Annotated in this window: 16 protein-coding genes; 4 read left to right on the top strand and 12 right to left on the bottom strand. The window is 71.1% G+C overall.

The window, feature by feature from the left end:
* Positions 1 to 196: 196 nt before the first annotated feature.
* The 6 genes from cbiE to ACZ5CW_RS11995 all read right to left on the bottom strand — a co-directional run bounded on the left by cbiE (position 197) and on the right by ACZ5CW_RS11995 (position 6,054).
* Positions 197 to 1,417 (bottom strand): precorrin-6y C5,15-methyltransferase (decarboxylating) subunit CbiE, encoded by a 1,221-nt coding sequence (gene cbiE, locus ACZ5CW_RS11970; protein ID WP_468600181.1) that lies wholly within the window; start codon positions 1,415 to 1,417, stop codon positions 197 to 199.
* A 120-nt stretch (positions 1,418 to 1,537) separates the two neighbouring features.
* Positions 1,538 to 2,176 (bottom strand): GNAT family N-acetyltransferase, encoded by a 639-nt coding sequence (locus tag ACZ5CW_RS11975; RefSeq protein ID WP_468600182.1) that lies wholly within the window; start codon positions 2,174 to 2,176, stop codon positions 1,538 to 1,540.
* Between the two features lie 153 nt (positions 2,177 to 2,329).
* Positions 2,330 to 3,160, bottom strand: a complete 831-nt coding sequence (locus tag ACZ5CW_RS11980; RefSeq protein WP_468600183.1) for a MetQ/NlpA family ABC transporter substrate-binding protein — start codon at positions 3,158 to 3,160, stop codon at positions 2,330 to 2,332.
* A gap of 62 nt (positions 3,161 to 3,222) precedes the next feature.
* Entirely contained in the window at positions 3,223 to 3,960 is a 738-nt protein-coding gene (locus ACZ5CW_RS11985) for a methionine ABC transporter permease (RefSeq protein WP_468600184.1), read from the bottom strand.
* Entirely contained in the window at positions 3,957 to 5,000 is a 1,044-nt protein-coding gene (locus ACZ5CW_RS11990; protein WP_468600185.1) for a methionine ABC transporter ATP-binding protein, read from the bottom strand. The genes ACZ5CW_RS11985 and ACZ5CW_RS11990 overlap by 4 nt, the downstream gene beginning before the upstream one ends.
* Before the next feature lie 403 nt (positions 5,001 to 5,403).
* Positions 5,404 to 6,054, bottom strand: a complete 651-nt coding sequence (locus ACZ5CW_RS11995; RefSeq protein WP_468600186.1) for an HAD family hydrolase — start codon at positions 6,052 to 6,054, stop codon at positions 5,404 to 5,406.
* Between the two features lie 69 nt (positions 6,055 to 6,123).
* Here ACZ5CW_RS11995 and ACZ5CW_RS12000 point away from each other — a divergent pair, with 69 nt between their 5' ends.
* Complete coding sequence (locus tag ACZ5CW_RS12000) at positions 6,124 to 6,483, top strand: hypothetical protein (RefSeq protein ID WP_468600187.1); 360 nt, start codon at positions 6,124 to 6,126, stop codon at positions 6,481 to 6,483.
* Position 6,484: 1 nt separating this feature from the next.
* Complete coding sequence (locus ACZ5CW_RS12005) at positions 6,485 to 6,904, top strand: hypothetical protein (protein ID WP_468600188.1); 420 nt, start codon at positions 6,485 to 6,487, stop codon at positions 6,902 to 6,904.
* A 24-nt stretch (positions 6,905 to 6,928) separates the two neighbouring features.
* On the opposite strand, the gene ACZ5CW_RS12010 is transcribed toward ACZ5CW_RS12005, so the two are convergent.
* The 3 genes from ACZ5CW_RS12010 to ACZ5CW_RS12020 all read right to left on the bottom strand — a co-directional run bounded on the left by ACZ5CW_RS12010 (position 6,929) and on the right by ACZ5CW_RS12020 (position 9,255).
* Entirely contained in the window at positions 6,929 to 7,432 is a 504-nt protein-coding gene (locus ACZ5CW_RS12010) for a GNAT family N-acetyltransferase (protein ID WP_468600598.1), read from the bottom strand.
* A 45-nt stretch (positions 7,433 to 7,477) separates the two neighbouring features.
* A complete protein-coding gene (locus ACZ5CW_RS12015; protein ID WP_468600189.1) occupies positions 7,478 to 7,984 on the bottom strand; it encodes a sigma-70 family RNA polymerase sigma factor in 507 nt (168 codons plus the stop codon).
* Between the two features lie 92 nt (positions 7,985 to 8,076).
* A complete protein-coding gene (locus ACZ5CW_RS12020; RefSeq protein ID WP_468600190.1) occupies positions 8,077 to 9,255 on the bottom strand; it encodes a glycerophosphodiester phosphodiesterase in 1,179 nt (392 codons plus the stop codon).
* Between the two features lie 393 nt (positions 9,256 to 9,648).
* Between ACZ5CW_RS12020 and ACZ5CW_RS12025 the strand changes: the two genes are divergently transcribed.
* Both ACZ5CW_RS12025 and ACZ5CW_RS12030 read left to right on the top strand, forming a co-directional pair.
* Positions 9,649 to 10,320 carry a lysophospholipid acyltransferase family protein gene (locus ACZ5CW_RS12025; protein WP_468600191.1) on the top strand — a complete coding sequence of 224 codons (672 nt, stop codon included), beginning with the start codon at positions 9,649 to 9,651 and terminating at the stop codon, positions 10,318 to 10,320.
* Positions 10,321 to 10,453: 133 nt separating this feature from the next.
* A complete protein-coding gene (locus ACZ5CW_RS12030) occupies positions 10,454 to 12,079 on the top strand; it encodes a multicopper oxidase family protein (protein ID WP_468600192.1) in 1,626 nt (541 codons plus the stop codon).
* An 84-nt stretch (positions 12,080 to 12,163) separates the two neighbouring features.
* Here the strand turns inward: ACZ5CW_RS12030 and ACZ5CW_RS12035 are convergent, their stop codons facing one another.
* From ACZ5CW_RS12035 to ACZ5CW_RS12045, 3 genes are all read right to left on the bottom strand, one after another.
* A complete protein-coding gene (locus ACZ5CW_RS12035) occupies positions 12,164 to 13,687 on the bottom strand; it encodes an MFS transporter (protein WP_468600193.1) in 1,524 nt (507 codons plus the stop codon).
* A gap of 14 nt (positions 13,688 to 13,701) precedes the next feature.
* Complete coding sequence (locus ACZ5CW_RS12040; protein ID WP_468600194.1) at positions 13,702 to 14,250, bottom strand: TetR/AcrR family transcriptional regulator; 549 nt, start codon at positions 14,248 to 14,250, stop codon at positions 13,702 to 13,704.
* A gap of 141 nt (positions 14,251 to 14,391) precedes the next feature.
* A complete protein-coding gene (locus tag ACZ5CW_RS12045) occupies positions 14,392 to 15,363 on the bottom strand; it encodes an aldo/keto reductase (protein WP_468600195.1) in 972 nt (323 codons plus the stop codon).
* Positions 15,364 to 15,396 lie beyond the last annotated feature (33 nt).

Below are 15,396 nucleotides of genomic sequence, written 5' to 3' on the forward strand. Positions count from 1 at the left end.
CCGGCCGTTCCGCCATCGCGACAGCAAGATCCGCGACAGCCCGCTGTGGACTGCGCCACGTTGCGCGTCCTCCGGTTCCGCAGTACCGCACCCACCCCAAAACGGGCGTGCGTTCCGGACATTGGCGAACGAAGTTCCGGGCCACCGGTGCGGTACAACGATCGGCCAGCCTACCGCGCGCGGTACGACAACAGGATCACGGGGCGCGATCCGGCAGAACCCCGCTGAGCAGGAACGCTACGTTCCGCTCGGTCTCGGTCCAGGCCCGGGTGTCGAGTTCGACGGACTGGAGGAGGGCGCACTCGACCCGGTATCCGTGCTCGGTCAGGTCGCGGCCCACGAGTTCGGCCGCGTCACGGGTCGCGGCGTGCGTGACGATGCGCTGCGGGCGCCGGTCGGCGACCGCGGAGACGACGGCCGCTCCCCCGCCACCGACCCGTACGACGTCCGGTTCGGGCAGGTTCTCCAGGACATGCGGGGCGGTGCCTCGCACCACGTGCAGCTGTACGCCGTACCAGCGTGCGGTGTTCTCGGTCCGGGCGCAGGCCTGCGGGTCGCGGTCGACCGCGATGACGGCCGCTCCGGCGCGCGCGGCCTCGGTGGCGAACGCGCCGCTGCCGCAGCCGATGTCCCAGACGAGGTCGCCGACCCGGGGGCCGAGACGGGCGAGTTGGGCGGCGCGCAGCAGTTCGGTCTCGCCCTCGCCGAGGCCGCCGCCGTAGGTCTCGTCGGGCTGCACCCAGCCGCGCGGGCCGGTCCCCGGGTCGCGCCCGGCGATCCAGCCGCCGCCCTCGGCGGCGCCCCCCGGCCCGGCGGGTCCGCCGATGACGATGACGACGTTCGGGTCGCGCCAGGTGTGGTCGGGGGCCTTGTCGGAGGTGACGACGGTGACCTGCTCGCGTTCGGTGCCCAGTTCCTCGCAGATGACGAAGGTGCGGTGGACGCCCTCCAGCAGGAGGCCGAGTTCGGCGGGACCGGCGCCCGGTGCGGTGAGGACGGCGACCTTGGTGTGGGCGCGGCAGACGTTCACGGCCCGGCGCAGGGTGCGCGGATGGGCGACGACCACCTGGGCGTCGTCCCAGGGCATGCCGGCGCGGGCGAAGGCCGCGGCGACGGCGGAGACGGCGGGGACGACCTCGACCTCCAGGCCGAACTCCGGCGCGCGCAGGGTGCGTACGACGCCGAAGAAGCCGGGGTCGCCGTCGGCGAGGACCACGGCGGTGCCGCGGTGGGCGGCGATGCGGCGGGCGGCCAGGGCGACGCTGCCGAGGCGGACGCGCTCTGCGCCGGGCGGGATCTCGGGCAGTGCCAGGTGGTGGGCCGCGCCCGCCACCAGCGTGGCGGCGCCGAGGGCGGAGCGTGCCGCGTCGGTCAGCGGCGAACCGTCCCAGCCGATCACCGTCACCCGGTCGGCCATCGTCGTGTATCTCCAGGTTTCCGCAGCTCGTCAGGGGAGGGGCCCATGGGCGGGCTCCGTGAGACTACCCGGTGGGGCTGCCGGACGCGCGCCGGGGCCGAGCCCGTGGTCCCGGGGGCGTCAGTTCCAGTCGGAGTACGACGTGAAACCGCCGGTGTCGGCGAACTGCTCGTCGGCGCCTTCCAGGTCCTCCGGCAGGAGGCTCCACACGATGTAGTCGGTGCGCACGTCGGTCCAGGAGCCGTCCTCGGTGCGGTGGTGCACTATGCAGGCGTTGCGCAGCACGCCCTCGCTGATACAGCCGATCTTCTGCGCGACCTGCTGGGAGGCGGTGTTGTCGGCGGCGGTGCGCAGTTCGATGCGCTCGAACCGCTGGTCCCCGAAGAGCCAGTGGGCGGTGGCGAGGGCGGCCTCGGAGGCGTATCCCTCCCCGCGGGCCCAGGGGGCGATGATGTACGACATCTCGGTGGACCGTACGTGCCAGTTGGTCTTGGCCAGCTGGACGAGGCCGACCAGGCGCTGGGTGAGGAACTCGGTGACCGCGAGGTCGAGGCCCCGGCCCGCGGCGCGCTCGGCGGGGGCGTAGGCGGTGATCCAGTGGCGGGCCTGGTCCTGGGTGTAGGGCTGGGGCACATTGGTCCAGGCACCGACCTGCTCGTCGTTCATCATCTCGGACAGGGCGGGCACGTCGTCCTCGTCGAGGGGACGCAGCACCAACCGCTCCGTGCTGATGGAGATGGTGGGGAAGGTGCTAGTCATGCGCCGCTCCGTAACCTTCGGGAAACGTTGATGGACCATCAGGACCGACGGGGCCGCCCTGCTGAACTGCCCAGCATGCAGCATGAAACCACCGAACCGCACGACGGGGTCCACTCCCGCTGAGGGAGTGGACCCCGTACGTCGTGTCCCGGATCAGAACGAGGGGATGACCGAGCCCTGGTACTTGTCCTCGATGAACTTCTTGACCTCGGGCGAGGTGAGGAGCTTGGCGAGCTTCTTCACCCGCGGGTCCTTCTCGTTGCCCTCCTTCACGGCGAGGAAGTTGCCGTACGGGCTGTTCTTCGCGGACTCCAGGACCAGGGCCTCCTCGGCGGGCTTGATGCCGGCGGAGATGGCGTAGTTACCGTTGATCACGGCCGCGTCCACGTCGTCCAGGGAGCGCGCGGTCTGGGCCGCCTCGACCTCCTTGAACTTGAGGTTCTTGGGGTTCTTGGTGATGTCCCGCGGGGTGGCCTCGGTGCCGACGCCGTCCTTGAGGGTGATGAGCCCGTTGGCGGCGAGCAGCTTCAGGGCGCGGGCCTCGTTGACGGAGTCGTTCGGGACCGCGATGGTCGCACCGCTCTTCAGGGCGTCGGCCTTCTTCACCTTGTGGGAGTAGAGGCCGAGCGGCTCCAGGTGCACCGTGACGACGGGCGCGATGTGCGTGCCGCGCTTCTTGTTGAAGTCGTCCAGGTACGGCTGGTTCTGGAAGTAGTTGGCATCCACGTCACCGTCTTCGGTCGCCGTGTTCGGCGTGATGTAGTCGGTGAACTCCTTGACCTCCAGGTCGAGGCCCGCCTTCTTCGCCAGGTCCTTCTTGACGAAGTTCAGGATCTCGGCGTGCGGGGTCGGGCTCGCGGCGACGACCAGCGGGCCGCTGTAGTCGGAGGAGCCGGAGTCCTTGTCCGAGCCGCAGGCGGTGAGCCCGAGGGTGAGGGCTCCGGCGGCGAGGACGGCGGTGGTGAACTTGGCGGTGTTACGCACGAAAAGTGCCTTTCCTTATGGGTGGTGCGACCCCGTGACGGGTGACGGGGAGTCTGGGGGTGTTACGCGACCTTGCCGACGTCGGCAGCCGCGGGCTCCTTGGCCTTGAGCAGGCGGAGCCTGGGTACGGGACCGGAGCGGGCGCCGCGGCTGTGCAGAGAGCGTGCCGCGAGGTCGCCGGCGAACTGGATGACGGCGATGACGACGGCGAGGATCGCGACGATCACCCACATCAGCCCGGTCTCGAAGCGCTGGTAGCCGTAGCGGACGGCGAGGTCGCCGAGGCCGCCGGCGCCGACGGTGCCGGCCATCGCGGAGTAGCCGATGAGGGCCACGAGGGTGGTGGTCGCCGACGCGATCAGCGAGGGCAGGGCCTCCGGGACCAGGACCTTGCGGACGATGGTGAGGGTGTTGCCGCCCATCGACTGCACGGCCTCGACGAGCCCGCCGTCCACTTCGCGGACAGCCGTCTCGACGAGCCGGGCGAAGAAGGGGATGGCGCCGATGGCGAGCGGCACGATGGCGGCGTCACGGCCGATGCTGGTCCCGGTGACGAACCGGGTGAAGTCCGTCAGCGCGACCATGAGGATGATGAACGGCATCGAGCGGGTGACGTTCACGACCTGCCCGAGGACCTTGTTCACCACGACGTTCTGCAGCAGGCCGCCGCGTTCGGTGAGGACGAGCAGGATGCCGAGCGGCAGACCGCCGACGACGGCGATGAGCGTGGACCACCCGACCATGTAGAGGGTGTTCCAACACTCGGGCCGGAGCAGTTCCCACTTCTCGGACCAGGTCACTTCGCACCCTCCTTGACCAGCACGGGCTCCTCGCCCTCGCTGCCGACGACGTCGATCTGCAGGCCCTGTTCGCGCAGGAAGCCGACCGGCACCACGTTGTCCTCGTAGCGGCCGGGCAGTTCGATGCGCATGCGGCCGATCTGGAGGCCGCCGACGGTGTCGATGGCGGCGCCGAGGATCGAGATGTCGATGTTGTAGGTGCGCGACAGCTGGGAGATGACCGGCTGGGTGGCGGCCTCGCCGTGGAAGGTGACGTCGAGGACGGTCCGGTCGGTGCCGGAGGCCTCGCCGCCCACCGGGAACAGCGCGGCGGCCAGCGTGGAGCCCGGGGTGCCCAGCAGCTCGCTGACCGTGCCGGATTCCACGATCCGGCCCTTCTCCATCAGGGCGGCGGAGTCGCAGATCGACTTCACCACGTCCATCTCGTGGGTGATGAGCAGGACGGTGAGGCCCAGCTGCCGGTTCAGGTCGCGCAGCAGCTGGAGGATGGAGCGGGTGGTCTCCGGGTCGAGGGCGCTGGTGGCCTCGTCGGACAGGAGCACCTTGGGGTCGCCGGCGAGGGCGCGGGCGATGCCGACGCGCTGCTTCTGGCCGCCGGAGAGCTGGGCGGGGTAGGCCTTGGCCTTGTCGGCGAGGCCGACCAGGTCCAGCAGTTCCAGCGCCTTGCGGGAGCGTTCCTTGCCGGACTTGCCGAGGATCTCCAGCGGCAGCTCGACGTTGTCCTGGACGGTCCGCGACGACAGCAGGTTGAAGTGCTGGAAGACCATGCCGATGTGGCTGCGGGCCCGGCGCAGGTCCTTGCCGGCGCGCGGTCCGCGGCCGGCCAGGGCGGTGAGGTCCTGCCCGGCGACGGTCACGGTGCCGGCGGTGGGGCGCTCCAGCAGGTTGACGCAGCGGATGAGGGAGGACTTGCCGGCGCCGGACTGGCCGATGACGCCGTAGACCTCGCCTTCGCGGACGTGGAGATCGACGCCGTCGAGGGCGGTGACCTCACGGCCGCGGGAGCGGTAGACCTTGGTCAGGCCCGTGGTGGTGATCACGTGGGTTTCCGTCACTGTCGAGTGCGCGGGCGTGGGTGTGCCCGGGCACGGATGCGTTTCGTGCGTTCGGTCAGGGACGCGGCACGGTTCTCGGGTGGCGGTGGAACCGGGGAGAACGTCGTGTGTGCGGCGCGGGCGGCCTTGGGTCGCGTACGCCCGGACTCGGACGCCGGACAGGCCGCGGGCTCTCGCTTCGGGGCGCGAGGCTCAGGTGGTGCGGGGGCCCTCTAGAAGGCGCACATTCGACACGGACACATACAACGAGCACCGGGCGTGGGGGTCGCCTCGGTCGCAAGGATGCGGCTGCTCGTGGTGGTCATGCGATCAGTAAACCAGACGTACGGTCCTGACCGGCCGCCGCTGTCCGCATGGTGGACAGGGGCGGACACCCCCGGCCGCACGCTCAGCCGCGGACCGAGATCTCCACGGCCTCGCCGGTGACCAGTGCGGACAAGGCCGACAGATCCCTGACCACCAGATCGGCGTCCAGCTCCTCCGCTCGGTGCGTTGTGGCCAACGCCACGGTGGTCATACCGGCCGCGCGGCCCGCGCGGAGTCCGGCGGGGGCGTCCTCGAAGACGACACACCGGGCCGGGTCCACGCCGAGCTGCCGGGCGGCGAGCAGGTAGGGCTCGGGGTCGGGCTTGCCGCGGGTGATGTCGTCGGCGGAGATCAGGGCCTTCGGGCGGATGCCGACGGCGTCCAGGCGGGCCTCGGCCAGGCGCCGCGTGGCGGAGGTGACGACGGCCCAGCGGTCGGCCGGCAGGGAGTCCAGGAAGTCCCGGGTGCCGGGCAGCAGCCGCACACCGCCGTCGGCCACGTCCTCGACCTCCAGTTGCTCGACCCGGGCGACCGCCTCCGGCACGAGGTGGGCGGGGAGCAGGTCGGCGACTATCTCCACCGCGGGCCGCCCGTGCAGTTCCACCCGCCCGAACTCCTCGGCCGTGATCCCGTACTCCCCGGCCCAGCGGGTCCAGCAGCGGTCGACGGAGTCGAGGGAGGAGACGAGGGTGCCGTCGTTGTCGAACAGGAGGGCGTGCGCGTGGAACATCATGGTCTAGACCCTACGGCGTACGACGGGGGCGGCGACGATGGGTCGTTTCGGCCGTAATAAGGTCACGGCATGCTCAATGCCCTGACGCTGGTGACCGGCATCGCCGCGCTGCTGCTCGCCGCCTGGTGCGGCTGGGCCGCCTACCGGGACCAGCCGACCAAGGACTGGCACTTCATCGGCATGGCCGTGGTGTCGCTGCTGGCCGCCGTCCAGCTGGTGATCGGGATCGTGCAGCTGGCGCGGGGCGAGAAGCCGGAGCAGGGCACGACGATCTTCGTGGCGTATCTGCTGGGTGCCTTCGCGTGCGTTCCGGTGACGGGGTTCATGTCACTGTCCGAGCGGACGCGCTGGGGTTCGGTGACGGTCGCGGCGGGCGGTGTGGTCCTGGCCGTGCTCGAAGTACGGCTCTACGACATCTGGGGAGGCTGAGGTGACCGCGGCGGAGGAGAAGCCGACCCGGCTGATCAGCGGGCCGGGCCTGCTGCTCGTCTGGTTCTACGGCGTGATGGTGGTCGGCGCGGTGTCGCGCTCGGTGTACCAGATCGCCACGGAGTTCGACCGGGCGCCGCTCGCGTACGTCCTCTCGGCCGGGGCCGGCGTGGTGTACGGGTTCATCACCTACACCCTCGTGCGCGGCGGCGAGACGGCCCGCAGGGCGGCACTGGTCTGCTGCGCGGCCGAGCTGGCGGGGGTGCTGGTCGTCGGCACCTGGACGCTGGTGGAGCCGTCCGCGTTCCCGGATGCGACCGTGTGGTCCAAGTACGGGATGGGGTACGTCTTCATCCCGGTGCTGTTGCCGCTCTCCGCGATGTACTGGCTGCGGAAGGCGCGGGAGCGAAGGGGCGCCTGAAGGCGGCGCCCCCTCAGCCGGTCGTCACGCCGTTGCCGCGAAGGTTCCCGTTCCCGCCTGCTTCTCCAGGATGATCATCTCCACCCCGTCGGCGCCCTGGGACCTGCCCACCGTCTGGTAGCCGGAGCGGCGGTACAGGCGCAGGTTGCCCTCGCTGCGGTGGCCGGTGAAGAGGCGGAACCTGGTGGCGCCGCGCTCCTCCTCCAGCGCCGCCTCGGCCGCGCGCAGCAGCCGCGCGCCGATGCCGTGGCCCTGCAGGCGCGGGTGGACGCAGAGCTTGCCGATGGCCGCGGCGCCGCCCTCGGTGACCTTGCCGCGCACGGAGCCCACGACCTCGTCGCCGAGCCGGGCGACGAAGACGCAGTCCGCGGCGACCTCCTCGCGGACGGAGTCCAGGGTCTGGACGAGCGGGTCGATGCGGTAGTTGCCGTACAGCGCCGCCTCGCTCTGGAAGCACAGGTACTGGAGCCTGAAGATCTGCTCCGCGTCCTGCTCGGTCGCCACCGAGATGGTCACGCTCATGCCCATGTGCGCATGCCTCCCGCTCACCTGATCACCTGTCGTTCCTCACTCCTATCCCCGCACTTCGCCGGAAGCAACCTCCAGGGTGAGCAAACGACGCAGACATCCGAGACATCGGGAACGTTCCGGGCCAAGGCTGCCCTGTGAGATACCCAACTCCCCCGCGATCTCCCGGTATGTCATGTCCTTCGGAGAGAGCAGCGCCTCCATGAGCCGGGGGCAGCGGCCGGGCAGCCGGCGGACCGCCGCCCGCAGCGCGCGGTACCGGGCGGTCGTGAGGGCGTGCTGCTCGGGGCCGGGGCGGACGTCATCGGCCGGCTCGGCGCGGTACGGGCGTTCGAGGCGGGTGGTGCGACGGGTACGCCGGGCCTCGGCGCGGACGGCCTTGCGCAGCCAGCCGTGCGGGTCCGGCGGTGGCCCGTCGGTCTCGAGCCGCTCCAGCAGGCGGAGCCAGACGGCCTGCTCGAGATCGCCCGGCTCACCCCCGGAGGCATATGCCTCCGCGGAGGCCTCGGCGGTGAGCAGCGGGCGCAGGGTGGCTACCAGGTCGTGCGTCATATGCGAAACGACGAGCCGCCCCGGCGGTGGGTTGCCGGGGCGGCTCGGAGTCACCCCGAACGGGGCGCCGGCGGCTGTGCCGGTTGACGCGGTCAGCCGTTCCGGAAGTCGGCGCGGGCGAGCAGGCCGGTGTCGGCGTTGTCGGTGAAGACACCGTCGATGCCGGTCGCGAAGTACCTCCGGAAGGCGCCGAAGACGTCTCCGTAGGCGTCCGCCGCGCTGCCCTTGCGGTACTCGGCCGGCAGGAAGGGGTTCTCGTTGCGCATGGTGTACGGGTGCAGGATCAGACCCACCCTGTGCGCGTCGGCGACCAGCGTGGTGGGTTCGGCCAGGGTGCCGTCCGCCTTCTTGGGTATGACCAGGTCCAGGGTCGGACCGATGCCCTGCGCGTAGCCGGCGATCTCCCTGAGGCCCTTGGGCGTGATCAGGTCGGCGACCGTGCGCGGGTCGCCCGCCTCGACGAAGTCCCAGGGGCGGCTGCCGGCCGAGGAGAGCAGGACGACGAGCGGGTTGTCGACCAGCTGGTTCAGCCTCTGGATGCTGGTCGGCTCGAAGGACTGCAGGATGACCGGCGAGTTCCGGCCGTCCTTGCCGTACTTGCGCAGCAGCTTCGCGACCCGCTCCTCCAGGCCGAGGCCGAGGTTGCGGAAGTAGGTGGGGTGCTTGGTCTCGGGGTAGATCCAGACCTGCTTGCCGCGCTTGCGGGTCTGCTCGTCCTGCCACTTGAGGACCTCTTCGAACGTGGGGATCTCCCAGCGCCCGTCGTAGAGGGTGTTGTGCGGCCGGTTGGCCGGGATGCGCTCGGTGGCGCGCAGCGTCTTCAGCTCGGCGAGCGTGAAGTCCTCGGTGAACCAGCCGGTGGTGGAGACGCCGTCGAGGAGCTTGGTGGTCCTGCGGTCGGCGAACTCGGGGTGGGAGGCGACGTCCGTGGTGCCGCCGATCTCCGGCTCGTGCCGGCAGACGAGGTGGCCGTCCTTGGTGGGGACCAGGTCACCGGCCTCGACGATGTCGGCGCCCAGGTCCAGGGCCAGGTCGTACGAGCCGAAGGTGTGCTCGGGCCGGTAGCCGCTGGCTCCCCGGTGGCCGATGATCGTCGGCACCGGCAGGCTCTTCAGCCCGCGCCCCCCGTGCCCGGCCGTCCGGACCTCGGCGGCCCCGGCCGTGCCGGGCAGCCCGAGGACCGCCCCGCCCGCGCCGAGCACCGCGGCGCCGAGGATCGCCCGCCGTCCCGTGATGCCGTGTGTCCGCTCGTTCGCCTGGTCGCCGCCCATCAGCGCCCTCCTGCCGTCGCCCTGCGTCTGTTTTCGGCGCTCCGCGCCTTCGGTGCGCGCCGATCGTAGGGGTGCGCGCGTGACGGACGGGAGTCCTCGGTTCGAACACGCGGGTGCCGGCACATGTCCTGTGGGAGGCGAGAGGTGACGGTCCGTCGGCATCGGCGGGCGCGGCCCGGGTACCCGGCGGACGAGGACCCCGCGCGATGTCCGTCACACCGTCGCCACGATGTGACGGCCCGTCCCCGGCACCGCACCGCAGGTAAACCCGCGTCAACACTTCGTAAGACCTCGGTGAACCGGGCCTCCCCGATGTGCGCTCGCCGGGGCGCCGCGAGTAATGTCCTCACCTGCACAGACTCATATCGCTCTCCCTCGACATCGGAGGACCCGTTGTCCCGCTTCGCGCTCATCAAGGCAGTGCTCGGACCGATCATGCGCCTGATGTTCCGCCCACAGGTGGAGGGCGCGGAGCACATCCCGGGGGACGGCCCGGTCATTCTGGCCGGAAATCACCTGACATTCATCGACTCGATGATCCTGCCCCTGGTCTGCGACCGTCAGGTCGTCTTCATCGGCAAGGACGAGTACGTCACCGGCAAGAGCCTCAAGGGCCGGCTCATGGCCTGGTTCTTCACGGGCGTCGGCATGATCCCGGTGGACCGCGACGGCGGTCGCGGCGGTGTGGCGGCGCTGATGACCGGCCGCCGCGTCCTCGAGGCGGGCAAGATCTTCGGCATCTACCCGGAGGGCACGCGGTCCCCCGACGGCCGCCTCTACCGCGGCCGCACCGGCATCGCCCGCCTCACGCTGATGACGGGCGCGCCCGTGGTCCCCTTCGCGATGATCGGCACGGACAAGCTGCAGCCGGGCGGGGCGGGGATCCCGCGGCCCGGCCGCGTGACCGTCCGGTTCGGTGAGGCGATGGAGTTCTCGCGGTACGACGGCATGGACCGGGACCGCTATGTGCTGCGGGCCGTGACCGACTCCGTCATGACCGAGGTCATGCGCCTGTCGGGCCAGGAGTACGTCGACATGTACGCCACCAAGGCCAAGGCCGCCTGAGGGCCGGGGACGGACGGGCGCGCCGGGCGTGACACCCGCGTGCGTCCGCCTGGCGGTGGAATCTGCCACCGACACATCGGGCATTCAGCCGAATCACCCGGCTATATGACCAGGCAACATGTCTTATTTAGACATGTTCAAACCTTCTCGGCGTACCCTCCTCCGTACCCCGATCGCCGCCGCCGGCGCGGGACTCCTGGCAGCCTGCACCGGCTCAGGTACCGAGCCCAGCTCCGGCCCCCAACGCGCCGACGGCTCAGGGAAGTTCGTCCCGGCCGGGCCCCGGGGGTACGTCAATCCGTCGGATCCGGAGGTCCTTGCCGCCGAGCGGAGACGCGGGTCGGGTCCCGTACGCACGTACCGGATCACGGCCGGCGCGACCACGCTGGACCTGGGCGGGCGGTCGGTCCGGAGCTGGGCGTACAACGAGGCGCTGCCGGGCCCCCTGGTGCGGGTGACCGCCGGTGACATCCTCGCGCTCACCCTCACCAACCGGCTGCCCGCCACGACCACGCTGCACTCCCACGGGCTGCGGCTGCGCTGCGACATGGACGGCGCTCCGGAACTGACCCAGAACGCCATCCCCTCGGGGGCGGACTTCCTCTACCGCTTCGCCGTCCCCCACCCGGGCACCTATCTGCTCCACTCCCACGTCGGCATGCAGGCCGACCGCGCCCTCTACGCGCCGTTCATCGTCGACGACCCCAAAGAGCCCCTGGCCTACGACAAGGAATGGATCGTCGTCCTGGACGACTGGGTCGACGGCGTGGACGGTTCCACCCCCGACGCGGTGCTCGGGCAGCTCCAGCCCGCCGGGTCCGCGCACATGGGACACATGGCCATGGGCCCCGGACACGGCAGCCCGTCCCCCCACCGGTCGGCGAGCGGGCACGCGTCGCCGCCCAAGTCCCCCTCGGGCCCCTCGCGGGTGCTGCACAAGTCCCACAGCCGCATGCTCCACGGGGAGGGCGGCAGCGTCGCCTACCCCTACTACCTGGTCAACGGGCGCCTGCCCGCCAATCCTTCGGTGTTCCGCTGCCGCCCCGGCGACCGCGTCCGGCTGCGCATCATCAACGCCGGTTCCGAGACCGCCTTCCGGATCGCGTTGGGCGACCACGAGATGACCGTCACGCACACCGACGGCTATCCCGTGAAGCACAAGAAGACCGACGCCCTCCTCGTCGGCATGGCGGAGCGGTACGACGTCCTGATCACCGCCCGGGACGGCGTCTTCCCCCTGGTCGCCCTGCCCGAGGGCAAGAAGGGCACGGCCCTCGCCGTCCTCCGCACGGACAAGGGCAGGAACCTTCCCTCACCTGAGGTGCGCCCGGACGAACTCGACGGGGAGACGGTCCCCGCGCGCCGTCTCGAGCCGGACGACTCCGTGGCGCTCGACGACCGCCGCCCCGACCGCGAACTGCGCATCCGGCTCACCGGAAACATGAAGAAGTACGACTGGGGGTTCGACCACCGGCCCTACTCCGTGCGCGAACGCCACCCGGTCCGTGCCGGCGAACGGGTGCGGCTCACCCTCGTCAACGCCACGGACATGTGGCATCCCCTGCATCTGCACGGGCACACCTTCGCGCTGACCGGCCTCGATGCGGTCGGCGCCCGCAAGGACACCGCCGTGGTGCTGCCGCACCGGAAGCTGGTGGTCGACTTCGACGCCGACAATCCGGGGCTGTGGATGTTGCACTGCCACAACCAGTACCACTCGGAGAGCGGGATGATGACGGTGCTCGGCTATCGGAGGTGACGTCCCGGGGTGGCTCGCCCCGTTTCGGGGCGCGGGTGCGTCGTGGCGTGTCGCGCAGCTCCCCGCGCCCCTTGCGTCGTCACCTCAGCCGGCGCTTTCCAGTCGCTGGTTCCGCAACAGGAACCATGCCGCCACCGCCGTGGCCAGCAGTACCGCGGCTCCCGCGCCCGAGGCCAGGTGGAGGCCGTGGACGAAGGATTCCCGGGCCGCCTCCAGCATGGTCTGCGCCGTGTGCGCGGGCATGCTCGACGACGCCTCCACCGCCGCGCCCAGTGACTCGTGGGCCGCCGCCGGAGTGCCGGCCGGCCCCGTGAAGTCGCGGTAGACGCCCGTCACGATCGAGCCGAGCAGGGCGATGCCGAGGGCCGCGCCCAGTTCGTACGCCGTCTCGGAGACGGCGGAGGCGGCGCCCGCCTGGTCCTTGGGCACGCTGGAGAGGATCACGTCTGCCGTCACCGTGAAGGAGAAGCCGGCGCCGATGCCGACGACCAGGAGTGCCGCGCCGAGGACCGGGTAGCCCGTCGACCGGCCCACGGTCGTGAGCACGGCCAGCGCGATGCCGACGGCCGCCAGGCCGCCCGAGACCACCACGCGGACCGAGAAGCGCCGGGCCGCGCGGCCCGCGACGAGGCCGGCGGCCACCGCACCGACGGCCGCGGGCAGTTCGGCCAGGCCCGCCTCGAACGGGCGCCTGCCCTGGACGAGTTGCAGGTACTGGGAGAGGAAGAACACCAGGCCGGACATGCCGAGGACGGTCAGCAGGTCGGCGAGGACCGCTCCGCTGAAGCCGCGACGCCTGAACAGCCGCATGTCCAGCAGCGGGGTCGGCATGGTGAGCTGGCGGTGCACGAAGCCGTACAGGGCCGCCGCGCCCAGCAGGGCCGCCGCGAGCGTGGGCCAGGTGAGGCCGTGCGTGGCCATCTCCTTGACCGCGTACACGATGCCGATCATGCCGACGAGGGACAGGAGGACGCTGACCAGGTCCCAGGGACCGGGGTTCGGGTTGCGGGACTCGGGCAGCGTGCGGATGCCGACGAGGACCAGGACCGCCATCACCGGCAGGTTGATCAGGAAGACCGAGCCCCACCAGAAGTGTTCCAGGAGGAATCCGCCCGCGATCGGGCCGACGGCCGTGCCCGCGGAGGCGGTGGCACCCCAGATGCCGACGGCCATGCTGCGCTCGCGCGGGTCGTTGAAGAGATTGCGGATCAGCGCCAGGGTGGCGGGCATCAGGGTCGCGCCCGCCACGCCGAGCAGGGCCCGCGCGAGGATCATCAGCTCGGGTGTCGTCGCATAGGCGTTGAGCACGGAGATCGCGCCGAACGCGGTCGCGCCGCCGAGCAGGATCCGCTTGCGGCCGATCCGGTCACCGAGGCTGCCCATGGAGACCAGCAGACCGGCGATGACGAAGGAGTAGACGTCACCGATCCACAGGAGCTGGGTGCCGGAGGGGTTGAGGTCTTCGCTGATGTAGGGGGTCGCCAGGCCGAGAACGGTGGCGTCGACGGCCACCAGCAGCACGGCCAGGACGAGGACGGAGAGCGCGAGCCAGCGGCCCGGACGCTTCTCCACCTCCGCCACACGAGCCGGCTGCAGGGTGCTGGTCATGATTCCTCTCTTCGTCACACGTCGGTGCGTCGTACTCCGCCGAGCAGCAGCTCGACGATCATGTAGGTGAAGTCCTTGGCCGCCACGCGGCCCTCGCTCACGGCCCAGGCGCCGGAGGCCAGCAGGCCGCACAGCGCCTCGGCGAGCCAGGCCGGGGTGAGGTCGATACGGAACTCGCCGCTCTCCTGACCCCGCCGGAACAGGGCGATGAGGCGCTCGTCGATGCGGGCCCAGCCCTGGTTCTGCTGCTCGCCCTCGAACAGCTGGTTCTCGGTGTAGAGGAAGGCGAGCAGTCCGGCGGCGGGCTCGATCGCGCGGACCATGCGGTGTACGGCCTCGCGCGCCGGACCCTCGTCCAGGCGGGCCGTGTCCAGTGCCGCCTCGCACTCGGCGATGCCGAGCGCCTCCAGCGCCCGCACGAGCGCGTCGCGGCCGGCGAAGTGGCGGTGCAGCGTGGCCCGGCTGATCCCGGCGGCCTTGGCGACCTCGTCCATGGTCGCGGTGGATTTGCGGGTCAGCAGGGCGGCTGCGCTGCGCAGCACATGGTCACGATCGAGAGCCATGAGACAAGAATAGCCCAAGTGAGACAGTGATGTCTCACCATGGGCATGGATGACTCACAACCGCTGGATATCACGGGTGCGCGTGCGGTCGCGCGCCGTCAGCGGCGCTCTGCCAGCGGTGTTCCGTCAGTCGCGTTTCCGTCAGTGCCAGGGCAGTTGTCCACGCCGCTCCCAGTAGACGCGCGGGTCCTCCGCCAGCGTGGCGAGGCGGGTCAGCTGGTCCTCGTCGAGGTCGACGGCGGGAGCGTGCAGGTTGGAGACGAGCTGTGGGACGGTCGCGGCACCGGAGAGGACGACACCGGCCCAGGGCCGGCGCAGGATCCACGCGAGGGCCACGGCGTCGCAGCCGAGGGAGGTCTCCTCGGCCACGGCCTTCAGCGCGTCGGGGGCGTGCGGCGCGGCCAGCCGGCCGTTGGCCATGCCCTCCTTGATGATCACGGTGAGCCCGGCGTCGTACGCCTCGGCGAGGGCGGGTTCCGCCGAGGTCTCCAGGGCGTTGTAGGTCGACTGGACGGTACGGAAGAGGGGCTCGCCGTCGACCGTGACGGCGAGGGCGGCGCGGACGGCGTCGGCCTGCGCGGGGCCACTGGTGGAGAACCCGATGGTCAGGCCCTCGGCGGCGGCCTCCGCCAGCTTGGCGTGGAGCTGCTTGTCGGTGAGGGCGGGGCTGTCCGGGGTCACCGAGTGGATCTGGTAGAGGTCCATCCGGTCGCCGAGCAGGGCGTCGCTCTCGGCGCGCTGGCGCTGATAGGTGGCGAGGCTGTGGTCCTTGACCTCGTGCCGCTCGGCGTCGGTGGACCAGCCGGCGGTGTAGGTGTACCCCCACTTGCTGCCGACCACGACGTCGTCGATGTCGGGGCGGGCGTTCAGCCAGTCGGCGAGGAACTCCTCGGAACGGCCGTAGGAGCGGGCCACGTCGACGTAGCGGATGCCCTGGGCGTAGGCGGCGTCGAGGAGTTCATGGGTGCGCTCGCGCAGGGCGCCGACGGTGCGCTCGGCCGGGAGGTCGCCCTCCCGGCCCAGGTTGATGTAGCCCGGACGGCCCACGGCGGCCAGACCGAATCCGATATGCGCGGTGGGCGTGGTCACGGCGGCCAGGCGGCTGAACGGCATGCGGACTCCCTGCACGATCGGAACCGGGAACCC

The organism is Streptomyces sp. NPDC031379, from assembly GCF_055569615.1.

Coding starts and splice junctions, on each gene's coding strand:
- cbiE (WP_468600181.1), bottom strand. CDS start 1,417: ATGGCCGACCGGGTGACGGTGATCGGCTGGGACGGTTCGCCGCTGACC.
- ACZ5CW_RS11975 (WP_468600182.1), bottom strand. CDS start 2,176: ATGACTAGCACCTTCCCCACCATCTCCATCAGCACGGAGCGGTTGGTG.
- ACZ5CW_RS11995 (WP_468600186.1), bottom strand. CDS start 6,054: ATGATGTTCCACGCGCACGCCCTCCTGTTCGACAACGACGGCACCCTC.
- ACZ5CW_RS12000 (WP_468600187.1), top strand. CDS start 6,124: ATGCTCAATGCCCTGACGCTGGTGACCGGCATCGCCGCGCTGCTGCTC.
- ACZ5CW_RS12010 (WP_468600598.1), bottom strand. CDS start 7,432: ATGGGCATGAGCGTGACCATCTCGGTGGCGACCGAGCAGGACGCGGAG.
- ACZ5CW_RS12015 (WP_468600189.1), bottom strand. CDS start 7,984: ATGACGCACGACCTGGTAGCCACCCTGCGCCCGCTGCTCACCGCCGAG.
- ACZ5CW_RS12020 (WP_468600190.1), bottom strand. CDS start 9,255: ATGGGCGGCGACCAGGCGAACGAGCGGACACACGGCATCACGGGACGG.
- ACZ5CW_RS12030 (WP_468600192.1), top strand. CDS start 10,454: ATGTTCAAACCTTCTCGGCGTACCCTCCTCCGTACCCCGATCGCCGCC.
- ACZ5CW_RS12035 (WP_468600193.1), bottom strand. CDS start 13,687: ATGACCAGCACCCTGCAGCCGGCTCGTGTGGCGGAGGTGGAGAAGCGT.
- ACZ5CW_RS12040 (WP_468600194.1), bottom strand. CDS start 14,250: ATGGCTCTCGATCGTGACCATGTGCTGCGCAGCGCAGCCGCCCTGCTG.
- ACZ5CW_RS12045 (WP_468600195.1), bottom strand. CDS start 15,363: ATGCCGTTCAGCCGCCTGGCCGCCGTGACCACGCCCACCGCGCATATC.